Consider the following 12,276-nt stretch of genomic DNA (forward strand, 5'->3'; position numbering starts at 1 on the left):
TAGGACGTAATCTGTTAGGAATTTTTCTCACTATCGCGACCCCTTTTCCCTTATTGTGAGGCGGTCGGCCTTGTTCGACCGATGTCGGCGAAAGCACCAAAATTGGGTTCGCCTTCCCCTATGCAAAAGTCTCCTAGGGGAGCATGGACGACCCCTCGCCTACCTCAACCCCATTCGATAAACGAATAAAGTTCTTATCACGCAGGGATAGTTTCTTCAAGTTAAGCTGACGAATACTCGTCAATTTGCGGCGATTTAGGACAAACTCCCGCCCGGATAAGCATATGGGATTTAGACAAGGATCGACCGAATTCGATCTTCGAGCGGGTCTAGAAAATCATCATCTCGCCAATAGTGCATATGGCTTAGTGGATTCCAGAACGCTCGAACGCCGCCAACATTGATGCTCTTTTCAACTTTGACGGCCTTTTGGTAAGCCGCGTTGATCGGTTTCAGCGGCCAGCCCAACGCGTCGTCCGCGTCATAGTAGTTTTCCCAATGAATGTCCCAGCCTCCACTAGATACTTTGAAGGGTTTGATTTTAGGAAGGGGCATCCCAGAGACAAATATCGGAATGTTGCAGCCAGTTGTGTACAAGTACCGCAACGTTTTGAGCCGAATCACCCTGCCAAGGTCGCCATCAGGAATTTGCACGTCCGAATCTGGCCCAAAAATTCCCCAGGTGGCCTGGTTTTGCTGGGCACCCCAGATGTAATTTGAGAGCACCTTGCCACCCAGTGACTGGGCAACGATGATCACCGGTCTATTAAGAGAACTGAGTGCGTCCGCCACACGGCTCAGCGTCTCGAAAATGATCTTTTGAGTCAGAAAGTAGATGCTCTCTTTGCCTTCTGGCCGGTAAATCGAGGCAGCCGCATCACCAAACCCAAACAGCAGGAATTTCCGCAGCCGAGTCCAATCCAGATCTCCCCCTTGCTGGAGCACATCAAATAGCTCTCTTTGGTTTTCTTGCAGCAGGCCCTGGTAGTACGCCTTGTCCCAATAAACCCTGTCGTATCGGGGGCCGCCTAAGCGGCGGTACATTCGGTTTTTGATCGCTTCGTCGAAGTCATCTTCCGTTTCGCCCATTCCATGCACGAAAACCACGGCAACGTCTTTTGCCATCGTATGTTCCTGATCTGATTTCCCGCCTAGTCCGTTGGTGATGCTAGCGATCAGAAACTCCCACGGAAAGCTTCAGCTAAGCGGTTCAGTGAATCAGAAAAATATTTCTGAAGTAGGTGGTAGGAATCTGACCGTCGCGCCACGTGGTTAGGCAAACAACAAAGCACAGGGTGTGCCAACACGATGACAACACAAATCTCCCGGGCGCGAGATGCCAGCGATCTCACCGACGCAAGGCGATTCTGGTACGACGTTTATGTCAAAGAGATGGGCCGCGACCTCAACGACGCAAGCACAGACCACGAATCCAGAGAACTAAGTGATCCATTCGATGAAATTGGAAGGTTATTCATTGCACGCGATGACAATCGTGTAGTTGGGACCGTTCTAGGCACACCTGGTCGTGATGCGAGTTTTGGCTACTACGAAACACTCTATCGATTGAATGAGCTCACTGAGGCAAGCCGATTGCGATCGTCCTTAACGAACAAACTTATCGTGGCAAAGGAAAAGCGCCGGTCGCCGCTGGCGCTAAAACTCGCCACCACGGTCTACCGGCAGGGCTTGAGCGACGGCGTTCAGCGTAATTACATCGATTGCAACGCCCATCTCGTGAGCTTTTTCAGACGGATGGGCTACCGCCGGCATCGAGGATGGGTCATTCACAAAGACTATGGGCTGGTTTACTCCCTCGTGCTGCATCTTGAAGACATCGAACACCTCAGAGCGAGTGAGTCCCCCTTTGTGTCGCACTACCAGTCAATCAGAGAGACCCCTAACCAAATCAATGGAGCTAACCACAGTGACAGCACTTCAAGCCATTCAGCAGCAATTTGAATCCGCTCTGGCAGAGTTCAGCCAGTGCCGCGCGATAAAACTGCTGCAAAGCGGTGATATGACCGTAGACGACTACAAGTGGGTTCTTCGGCAGATCTTTCATCACGCGCGCGAAAACCCCCAAATCCAGGCTCTGGCGACAGTCTATTTTCGCGGGGAACAGCGCGAAGCGGTGCGCGGTTTTCTTACTCATGCGGTTTCTGAGATTGGCCACGACAAACTGGCGTTAAATGACCTCGCTTGTCTTGGTGAAGACGTCTCAGGCATTCCCACTGAGAATCCGCTACCGGCAACCACGGCGCTTATTGCCTTGCCGTTTTACCAGATCTACAACCTGAATCCTGTGGGTTATCTGGGCTACTTGTACTTTCTAGAGTTCACGCCAACCTCGGTTGGCGGCGCATACATGGAAGCCTTGGCCGCTAAGGGCGTGCCACCCGAAGCCATGACCTTTCTGAAAGATCACGTAACGATCGACGTTGGCCACAACAAATTGATGGAAGGTTACATCGAAAAGCTGGTCAACACGGAAGCCGACTTATCCGCTGTGTCCTATGCGATGCAGGTTACCGCGAGACTTTACGCCAACATGCTGGACGGAGCTGTCGAGCAGGCCCGAAAGAATATCGATTTTGGGCGCAATACAGAGGAGACCTTTCGGTTTCCCCTTTCGGAGGGTGAGAGGGGTGCGTCAGAGGCGGCGGCCTAACCTCGGGGTCATGTACGGTCGACGTTCTCTTTCGCTGACGGCGCGGCCATCGGTCGCGCCGTCATTTTCGTCTTGGACTCGGTGATGGCTCCTTATCCGTCCATCACCCGACGCTATTTCGCGGCCGTCCTGGATGCCATAGTTGCCATCCTTTTCGTCACCGCGCTCGCAAAAATAGCGACTGCCTTTGATCTATACGGCGGCTACTACTGGATTGCGGTTTTTTCGCCGTTCTGCCTGTACGAGCCAATTTTTACAGGTGCATCCGCAACCCTTGGACAACGCGTTTTTCGCTTCCGAGTTGTTGGTTCCAGATCCGGCTGGGCCATTGGTATCCCTCGAGCCTTTGTGAGACTGATCGTGAAGTATCTGCTTGGTCTGATTTCCCTTCTCATGATCCCAATGGATCCCCAACGCCGGGCCATTCATGACAAAGCAGTCGGTTCCGTAGTCGTTGACTCTTCAGACCTGATGGAAGCGCGATCGAGCGCGTAGCGACGCATGAGAGAAACACCTGCCAAATTGCACACTATTAGAGAGAGAGCTAATGGACCGAATTGTGACGGAGGAAAAGCCCAAAAGACCACTTTCTATTTCTATCGTTTGCGTGCTCGCGCTACTCGGAGCAGTTTTTTCGTTTCCCGCCGTGTTCTCAGAGTTTTCCCGTTCGGTAGGAAGCTGGTTCCCCCCTTATCTCGTAATTTCGTCACTAATTGGTGCCGCCTGTTTTGTTGGGCTTTGGTTTATGAAGAAGTGGGCCGTATACACGTACATCGGGTACATAGCGTTTAGCAATATCGCCCTGTTCTTGCTTGAGTTTTGGGTTCCTTTTGCAGAGATCATTCCTTGCATAGTCATCATTGTTGCCCTTTCACACATTCCCAAAATGTCATGAGCGTGCGTTGGCCTAACCATAGGAACCTCAACCAGAAGGCATAACAGACAGAGAGCCGCATGTTCGAAAATCCACGACGAAACGAGATAAATCACCGGACAATCAAGCTCATCATGGGGCTGATGTCCCTATCCCTCGCGATCCTCACCAACTACTTCTCAATCGAGGATCTAACCTCCATCAGCGAGGCCTACCACCAGGGCGGTTGGCCGCGGGATATTCTCGTGGGTTTTCTCTTTGCCGTCGCAGCCTTCCTGATGGCCTATAACGGCAAGTCATTTCTCGAAGCGCTGTTGAGCAAACTTGCTGCGCTTGCTGCGATCGGTGTGGCTATGTTTCCTTGCGGGTGCGACGGCCATCCACAGATCATTCCATACGTACATGGAATTTCTGCGGCAGTGATGTTTCTGATTCTGGCCGCGTTTTGCCTCTACTTTCTAGGACGGGCGAGGCAGAAAGGGCACCTGTCAGCCCAGATTCGCGTTGTGATCTATGCGCTGTGTTTCATTGTCATAGTCGCTGCCGTCGGGGTGATCGCCATTGACTATCTGGCCGGTCACCCGATCAGCAAAAATATTCCACGCCTGGTATTTTTTGGGGAAATGGCTGCGCTTCTCGCCTTTGGCGTAGCCTGGCTGGTTGCGGCTCGCATCATTCCGGTGCTGGCCTCAAAAGACGAAAGGAAGCACCTGTTCGATTAGTACGAGACCACGGGTCTCGTGGGGGAATGCGATGTTTCGTTTGTTGATCAAGGCCCGCGTGTTGATCGGCGCGGCGCTGTTTGCCTTTTTGAGTTCATCCCACGCCGTCAACATGCTGCAGGCGGAATCCGTACCCTTTGTGTTCGCCAGCAGCGGCGGAGTGAGTCTGGGTTCTTACCAGGCTGGTGTGAACTGGGGCGTTATCCGTTATCTCAAAACGCGGCGGCGTGATGCCTCCGGTGAGGTGCGGATTCCCGACCTGCGCGCAGCTACTGGCGCGTCGGCGGGCAGCATCAATACCCTGTTTACTGCCGTTGCCTGGTGTCTTGACGATTCAGAGCAGGTTGATGAGGCGAGCAAGTACAACGCTCGGTTTTCGGTAGCCGCTTCCGATTACCAGACGCAGCGCCTCGTTAGCAACGAGCTCACCGACAACCTCTTCTTTCAAACGTGGCGGGAGGTCGACATTGACGATCTGGCGCCTGCCGTGCCGCCGCAAGGCGAGACGCAGCTCAACTACGCTTCGACCGATGGCCTGTTTTCCCGGGCAGCGCTTGAAAGAGCGTTTGATGGCCTGGAGCGGGTCATCAAAAACGGGCGATTCCGTGCGGGCTGTGAAATGCCCATCGCGTTCACCGTCACGCGGGTACAGCCGCTTGCGCTACGCCGCGCTGGGGTGAACCTGGAAAACTCTCGGTTTCTTGTCGCCATGCGTGTAGTGACGGAGGTGGTGACCGACGCGGCTGGAAAGCAGAAAGTCAAGCTTCGCTTCAAGTCTGACGTCACCACACAAGACGCGGCCATCAGCCTTTCGGACCCAAACCTTGGCAACCTCATCATGCTCCCCGCCCAGAACAGCAATGACGACCTGGAACTGGAACAGGTCAAAGAGGCGTTGTTTGCCTCGAGCGCTTTTCCTGTGGCGTTCAGTCCCTGGGAGCTCGAATATTGCGAACCGCAACCGGCCCAGAAGGCCGCAGATGGATGTCCCGATGGTTATGCCCTACAAACCGAGCAGCGCTTTGTCGACGGGGGCGTATTCGACAACATCCCGCTAGGTGCCGCCCGGGCGCTTGCAGAGCCGAGAGCTGATGATGTTTACACCAAAGATCAGTACAGCAACGCTGGTCGACGTTTCTCTTATGTGTACGTAGACCCGGACGTACGCCGACCACCTGAAGACGAGGAGTCAATCGACGACAACGATCATCCGGAGCGTAACGATCTGCAGACTCAGCTCAAGTTTCTCGGCGGTGCTTTTTCGTCGGCCCGCAACTACGAGCTATACAACACGCTGCGGGGCGGCGACTGGTCCCGGCAAACCTGTGTTTTGGTTCTGCAGGTGTTGGCTGCTCGAGGGGAAAATGTAGGCCGGCCAGTGTTCTGCGAGCCGTTGTTCGAACTCGCCGATGATCAGACTTGTCCAGATGATGTTTCCGATGCTGGCCTTGCCGTTCAGTGCATGATTAATCAAGCGGTTGAGCTGGAACAACAGTACAACCTCAACCCGTTTGGCGGCCGGACGAAAAGTGCTCGCGAATTGGCCGAACTTCGCGAACGCGTTCGCAGCCTTGCTTTCGTAGCTCTGTCGGACGTGGATGAAAAAACACGGCCGTTGCTGCAACTGGCCGAAATTCTCAGAAACGGCGAGGACGACGCCCTGGTTGACCGGCGTCTCTATCTCACTACGCGCTATCCGCGGGTTGTGGGGGAGTTGCTGTGGGCCTTCGGTGCGTTTCTGGACCGCTCATTTCGCTACTACGACTACTACGCCGGCGTTTACGACGCCCTTTATAACATCACCTTCGCCGAGTGTGAGCCGCTGGTAGGAAAGCCAGGCCACGACCGTTGCATGGCAGGACGTTCCGAGGCGGTATATCAAATCCTCTGCGGCAGAAGCTGTGACTCCGCAGAGCTATGGCAATTCAACCGTTTGCTCAAGGCGCTGGTGGAATCAGAAGGAATTTCTAACTGGGCATGGGTGAACACATTGCCCGATGGCTCTGCGCCATCCGTCGAAACCAATCGTCTCCTGGCTATTGAGCGCGCCATCCCGGTGGCGTTAGACATCGATATGCAAGAGGCTGACGGCTTTGACACCAAGTGCGAAATGGACGCACTCGGATCGGGGGACCCCAATATCCGTCTGTTCCGCTTGCTGGCCTGCGATGACGCTTACCAAACGCCCAAAGGGCAGTGCGACATGAGCCGGGTGTTTTGCCGCATCGTTCGTTTTCACGACGCGCACGTGAAACGTTGGTATATCGACCTGGTGCGCAGCACCACCGACCGCCTGATGGTTCTGGAAGATCGGGCCACCTATGTCGCGGATCTCAACCCGACGGAGGAAGAGCTGAAAAAGCCGTCTCCTGAGCTGCAGGCAGCAAAGGATGCGGACAGTCTCTCGGACACCATCAGGACGGGTCTCGGGTTTCTACGCTGGGCCGCCGAGTCTGCGGCCGTTCCCGACAACGGAGACGGCCTTTACCTGTCCACCGCCAACGAAAACAAGTGGTTCAACCTGGCTCCCTATTCGATCGCCACCGATCTACATGAGGGCATGGGCAGCATGTCCTGGGAGCCGCGCTACTACCTCAATACCAAGTGGTCGGTAGCTACGCGGATCTCGCCGGTGCTCAAAAGCAAGAATGGCGGGCGAACCGTGCGGTTTTCCCAGGCGGACGTCTACATCAGTCACCATTTTGATCGGCTTGGGTTGAGCAGCGTCGGCTTCGGGCCGACGAACACCCAGACCTGGCAAGGCCGCGGCGCATTTGATCGAGAGTCCCTGGGCTACAGCGCATATGTAGGTTTTCTGGGAGACAAGATCCGACTCACGTATGGCGATCGTTCCTTCGACAGCGGATTTGCCGGCGACGACAACTATCTGATGGTGGGTATTAACGACATTCCTGGGATTGCCTACTGGCTGTTCGGTGGAAACCGTGGTCGGCTTGATGGCCTTTATCCCAGGTAACTAGGCAAGTTCTCTCCGGGACGCATGGAAGCCTATTCAAGAGGACGGGCCCATCTTTCCTATGGGGTCCCGAATTCCCGTGAGCTAGTTCGTTTCTCAATTCCGAGCTGTACTAAACGGCTGCCCTGAATTGTGCAAATAAGTCTCCGGATAGCGGATACTGCAACCGCCACGTAACTTGCATTGGATTGCTTGACCGGTGCTGGACATAGGTTGCCGGACCAAGAAACCAAAAGGCCCTATCGCTGTTTCGAATTCGCGCAAACAAAAATATGTGCGAACCGCTCGCCAAATGCTCTTGGTAGCGTCGGCCAGTTTTGCTACTGGCGCTCGTCGTCGACTGACTTTCCCAGTGAATCAGATCTGGGCTGATTGCGTAGTCTCGATATCGGGTCGAAGGTGAAAACCCTCCGGTAGTCTTGTCCAGCGTGAAGGCAAAGGCATCAATATTTTCGTCTGCAAACCACTTAACGCCTTCTCGCCAAGCGCTCGGGATCACTTGGTGACGTGAATCACCAAGCGCGCTTTGAATCTCTATTCGGGAATACCTGGCATGAATCTTCAGCGGGATCTCAGGATGCGATCGAAGGGCAAACTGCTCATGGTCAATCTGATCGTGAAGGACCTCGCTGATTTGGTGCAGTTCTTCGAGCGTCCGGGGATGTTTCTGTAATTCGTGGATTGCCTGGGTCAGAGTTATTTCCGCGTCGATGTTCTTTGGCGATAGGAAACTCGCTGCCACCATCCGGATCAACCTCGCTTCCTTGCAAGAAAGGTCAGTTGGTATGGGCAGATTGGCGTTTGAGATTTTCCTCAAGCAGTCAATTCTGTCTTCATCATCTATATGAAGATACCGTCCTAAAGCCTTCTGAAACGATTGCTCTAACGGGCCAGGCGCCGCAACACTCAATCCAGCGTCTTTTCGCAGGCTCATCCAGCTATGAGTTGCGGTGTAGACATCCTCGATTTCAAGTCCCGTCTCGAACAGGAATTCCTTTAATGAGATATCTCTACCACCAGCAGTCAGTGACACAAGCTCCCGGACTTTTGCGTCTTTCCGGGTAGGGATCGCATTTCTTAGGCTCTGCAACACCTGCGTTTGGCTTACCTTGTCTAGTTCCATATGGCAACCAGCGGGAAGGAAAGGGAAGTCCTTTTCGACCTGTTGTTCAACATCCTTTCTCGAACCGCCAAGCAGCGCCCTATACTTGATGTCGAAGCGATACTCTTTTCGGTGCAGGCCGACAAAGTCGAGTACGGTGCACGCGCGCTTGTTCTCGCTCTTTCGTAGGCCACGACCTAGCTGTTGCAAGAAAAGCGTTGCGCTGTTTGTGGGACGAAGCATCAAGAGCGTGTCGACGTCCGGAAGGTCAACGCCTTCGTTGAACAGATCGACAGAAAATAAGACGTTGATGTCCTTCCGTTTAAGAGCCGCGAGCGCGCCGCTGCGGTCTTGGCTGCTGGACTCTCCCCATACGGCCGCTGCTGGAACATTCGCCTCGTTAAAGACTCGTGCCAGGTATCTGGCGTGATCAACGCTCACACAAAAGCCCAGAGCACGCATCTCTCCAATTTCATCAACCCGATCTTGCACCGAACGGATAAGTCCGTTGGCCAGTCGATCGTTTGCCGTATAGACATTTGTGAGACCATCAACGTCGTACCCAACTCCTCGTTTCCACGGTACTTCTTTGAGGTCATATCCATCGTGGACGCCGTAGTAGATAAATGGCGATAGCTGATGCTGATCAATGGCATCCCAAAGTCGAAGTTCTGCTGCGATTTCTCCCCCAAACCACTTGAGTATGGGCAAACCGTCTGCTCTCTCTGGTGTAGCGGTAAGTCCCAGTAGCTCTCGTGGTTGCAGATGGTTAAGAATTCGTTCGTATGATTTTGCAGCGGCATGGTGAAATTCATCGACAATGACCACGTCAAAGTGATCAGAATCAATCTTTGAAAGGTCTACATTGTTGAGCGTTTGGATCGATGCAAAAACATGATCAAAACGCTCTGGCCTGTGACTGCCTACCCAAAGCTCTCCAAAATTTTGATCCCTCAAGCCGTGGCAGAACGTCGACAGGCTTTGTTCCAGGATCTCCTGCCTGTGAGCGACGAACAGTAGACGGTCCCGCGGAATGCTCTCTTTTAACCTTGAGTAGTCAATTGCGGCCATTACGGTTTTGCCGGTGCCCGTAGCGGAAACCAACAGGTTCCTGTGCTTGCCTCTCTCTCGAGCAAGGTGAATCTGTTCCAGTAGTCTGTTTTGGAAAGGCTTAGGCTTGAATTCGAACGGTGACAAAAGCAGCCGGTGAGAAGTAGTGGGTCTATTTGGAGCTACCGCTTGGCGGAATTTGTCCGCATGGAAAGGTTCGAATTCGGCGGATTCCCAGGTCGACTCGAATAGAGCGCTAGTCTTATCCAGAACGTCAGAGTTCCGAGCTTCCGACAGGCGAACGTTCCACTCTAGCCCCTCAACTTGAGCCGAATAGGTCAGGTTCGATGACCCAATGTAGGCGGTCGAAAACCCGGAGTTGCGCTCGAAAAGCCAAGCCTTTGCATGTAGACGCGTGGTGCCGGTGTCGTAAGACACTCGAACTTGGGCGCCGATTTCCTCCAGCCATTCAAGAGCAGCGGGTTCGGTAGACTTTGTATATGTGGTCGTGACGACCCTCAGCGATTTGCCTTTTGCACAATGATCGACAAGTGCCTGTTTCAACGGGCGGAGTCCGGACATCCGTACAAATGCCATCAAAATGCTAATGGAATCTGCTGAAGCTATCTCGCTCTTGATCTGGTTGCCGACTCTTGGCTCACCGGGTGCGTTGGAAAGAAGCGTTGTATCTACAAGTGGGATTTGAGGGGCGGGAATCCGGTTAGGGCTCCCATCCGGCCTGAGCTCAAAGACTCCCTCAAGGTATTTCGGAGGAACATCGATGAGCTCTTCGCCTCTTTCAATCTTCGGCTGTAGTTTTTGGACCAGACTAATGAGTTCGTTTGCTATCTCCGCTCCGCGGCTTGCTCTATCTCTCTCAGGTAGTCCATCAATCGCTTGGGCAACCAGCTTTGCCACATGCCATGACAGCCGGTCGGCAGCTTCGGCGTCGCGAAGCGACGATTGCTCTCCGAAAAAGGAGTCTGTTAGTTCGTCAAGTAGGTCTAAGAGGCGCTTTGTGACAAGCTTTTCATATAGACCAGGCTTGATCTCATTTTTCATTGGCTGCTTGGCCTACTCATACTGAGCCGGCCGTTCAGCTACCTTTCGATGATCGCCGGCGACCGTCCAAACACTTTGCTGAAAGTATTGATTGGTCTCGGGATCACAGCAAAACAGGTAGCATCCTTTGAGTCCTCGGGTCATCAACGTCCGATAGGTGTTTCGTATGATTCGATCTAACGCCTTAGCGGTTCCTTCCGGGTCGAGTTTTGCCATTTTTTTGCGTCCGAAAATGGATCTGTCCTGGGACGAACGTGCGTCCGGGTTCGTCAGTACAGATCCGTTTCTGACAATCAGGTCCGGCCCGATGATGACGCCTACGTAATCCAGCTCCAGCCCCTGACAAGTATGTATACAACCTACCTCGGATACCGACTCTGGCATCAAAATCCAGAGGCTTCCGTCCTTGTCGAGATTCCATCTTGCTTCAAAATCGTATTCCGGAATTACGACATCCTTGATGTTCGGGTCTCTTTTTCCTTTCCAGTCCCAACAGTATCCGGCAACCATTCGACTTTTGTTTGTAAGCCGATTCATATGGACAATCTTCGCTCTCAAATCCAGCGGCGAATCCATAACCTCAAAATCGTAGTCAATACCCTCAAGTTAGGTCGTGGCGGCTTCGGATATGCCAAGTACATGGTTTACCCAAGCAAGATATCCATCAGACCCATTACATCGGAACTGTGATTGAAGCTTGTTCTCTGTGGCAATTGCGCCTTCCCGGGTTGCCGTATTCGCGATCCTTTTCTTCTCCCCTACGTCTTTTAAGGTGACGCGCTGATCGTCGTCTACGAAAAATACGCAGAATTTGGATGCTCTGATCAGCTCAGCTGCCTGACCTTCGCCCTGATTCCCATAGAAACCAGACTTTTCATTGAGCCGATGAGCTTCGTCAACGATCAGCACGTCAATTTGGTTTGGGGAGCGCTGACAAACGACCCAGAGGACTTGAAGAGATTGCCAATGTGCGTTTTCTTGAGCGTGCCAGTCAATTTGCTTTCGTAGACAGCACGAGGGGCGGCGTTTCGCGTGACGTATTGGGTGACCATGCCTTGCTCAGTCAGCGCGACCAGTAGATTTATGCAGACGACGGATTTGCCAGTGCCCGGCCCGCCCTCCACAACCAGCACCTGTTTTCCTTTGGTTTGAGCCTTTTTTGCGAGGGCCAGTGCCTGTTCAAACACCAGCTTTTGCTCGTCGATCAGGCGGAATTCCTCATTTCCCTGGAGCATCGATGCCAGCCGTTCCGAAAGGCTTTTTGAAGGTCGGAGTCGCCCGTTTTCGATTTTGTAGAGAATGGATTTCCGATCACCCTTTCGAATGTGCCGACTCAGGAAATCCTGCAGTTCCTGCGTGTCATCACGAACGAATACCGGTGCTTTTCCGATGTGGTCTGCGTATTGCCTGGATTTAATCGGTTGGGCATCCGCCATATTGTGCGGATATGCACAGGGTCTCAGTCTGATCTGCCCATCGTGAGCTGCCTCGTTGAAGTCTTGGATTAAAGCAGCATATGTCCAAGCTTGGTAAGAAGGGTGCAAAACCTCTCGTTTTCGACCGCCTAGGAACGTTTCAACAATCGCATCTCTTTCTGTTTGTCGTGCTTCAGACCATTGCTTTAGTTCGACAATGACTGCTGTGTCATTGCCGGCACCATCATAGCCGGAGAGAATGTGTAATCCCCCCATTTTTACTCGGGTTAACGAGTAGAGATTCAAGCAGCTGACAACAGCTGCCTTGGGGGTACGCCGCCGATGGCGGAGTTGGGTCGTTCGTTATTGTATTGCCACAGCCACTGCGTCGCTAAATGCTGAG

General features: G+C 53.2%; 9 protein-coding genes and 1 pseudogene. 6 read left to right on the forward strand and 4 right to left on the reverse strand.

Features of this window, described 5'->3' with window-relative positions; genetic code table 11:
• Window positions 1-291 precede the first annotated feature (291 nt).
• Window positions 292-1,125, reverse strand: a complete 834-nt coding sequence (locus AAF358_08900; GenBank protein ID MEM7705656.1) for a hypothetical protein — start codon at window positions 1,123-1,125, stop codon at window positions 292-294.
• A 183-nt stretch (window positions 1,126-1,308) separates the two neighbouring features.
• Between AAF358_08900 and AAF358_08905 the strand changes: the two genes are divergently transcribed.
• The 6 genes from AAF358_08905 (at window position 1,309) to AAF358_08930 (ending at window position 7,244) form a co-directional block, all read left to right on the forward strand.
• Complete coding sequence (locus AAF358_08905; protein MEM7705657.1) at window positions 1,309-1,962, forward strand: GNAT family N-acetyltransferase; 654 nt, start codon at window positions 1,309-1,311, stop codon at window positions 1,960-1,962.
• Complete coding sequence (locus AAF358_08910) at window positions 1,928-2,671, forward strand: iron-containing redox enzyme family protein (protein ID MEM7705658.1); 744 nt, start codon at window positions 1,928-1,930, stop codon at window positions 2,669-2,671. Before AAF358_08905 ends, AAF358_08910 begins: the two co-directional genes overlap by 35 nt.
• An 84-nt stretch (window positions 2,672-2,755) precedes the next feature.
• On the forward strand, window positions 2,756-3,166 hold the full coding sequence (locus tag AAF358_08915; protein ID MEM7705659.1) for an RDD family protein: 411 nt from the start codon (window positions 2,756-2,758) through the stop codon (window positions 3,164-3,166).
• A gap of 52 nt (window positions 3,167-3,218) precedes the next feature.
• The gene (locus AAF358_08920) at window positions 3,219-3,566 is read left to right on the forward strand and encodes a hypothetical protein (protein ID MEM7705660.1); all 348 of its coding nucleotides are present in this window, start codon (window positions 3,219-3,221) and stop codon (window positions 3,564-3,566) included.
• A gap of 59 nt (window positions 3,567-3,625) precedes the next feature.
• Window positions 3,626-4,267, forward strand: a complete 642-nt coding sequence (locus AAF358_08925; GenBank protein ID MEM7705661.1) for a hypothetical protein — start codon at window positions 3,626-3,628, stop codon at window positions 4,265-4,267.
• Between the two features lie 31 nt (window positions 4,268-4,298).
• Window positions 4,299-7,244 carry a patatin-like phospholipase family protein gene (locus AAF358_08930; protein MEM7705662.1) on the forward strand — a complete coding sequence of 982 codons (2,946 nt, stop codon included), beginning with the start codon at window positions 4,299-4,301 and terminating at the stop codon, window positions 7,242-7,244.
• A 112-nt stretch (window positions 7,245-7,356) separates the two neighbouring features.
• Here AAF358_08930 and AAF358_08935 read toward each other — a convergent pair whose 3' ends face one another.
• The 3 genes and pseudogenes from AAF358_08935 to AAF358_08945 form a co-directional block, all read right to left on the reverse strand.
• Complete coding sequence (locus AAF358_08935) at window positions 7,357-10,458, reverse strand: DUF3427 domain-containing protein (GenBank protein MEM7705663.1); 3,102 nt, start codon at window positions 10,456-10,458, stop codon at window positions 7,357-7,359.
• A gap of 12 nt (window positions 10,459-10,470) precedes the next feature.
• Window positions 10,471-11,367: pseudogene (locus AAF358_08940) on the reverse strand (DUF2075 domain-containing protein).
• Window positions 11,361-12,179: a DNA/RNA helicase domain-containing protein gene (locus AAF358_08945; GenBank protein ID MEM7705664.1), complete on the reverse strand. Its 819-nt coding sequence runs from the start codon at window positions 12,177-12,179 to the stop codon at window positions 11,361-11,363. The pseudogene AAF358_08940 and the gene AAF358_08945 overlap by 7 nt, the downstream one beginning before the upstream one ends.
• Window positions 12,180-12,276: the final 97 nt, after the last annotated feature.

It is taken from the genome of Pseudomonadota bacterium, assembly GCA_039033415.1.
Taxonomy (GTDB): Bacteria; Pseudomonadota; Gammaproteobacteria; order Xanthomonadales; family SZUA-38; genus JANQOZ01.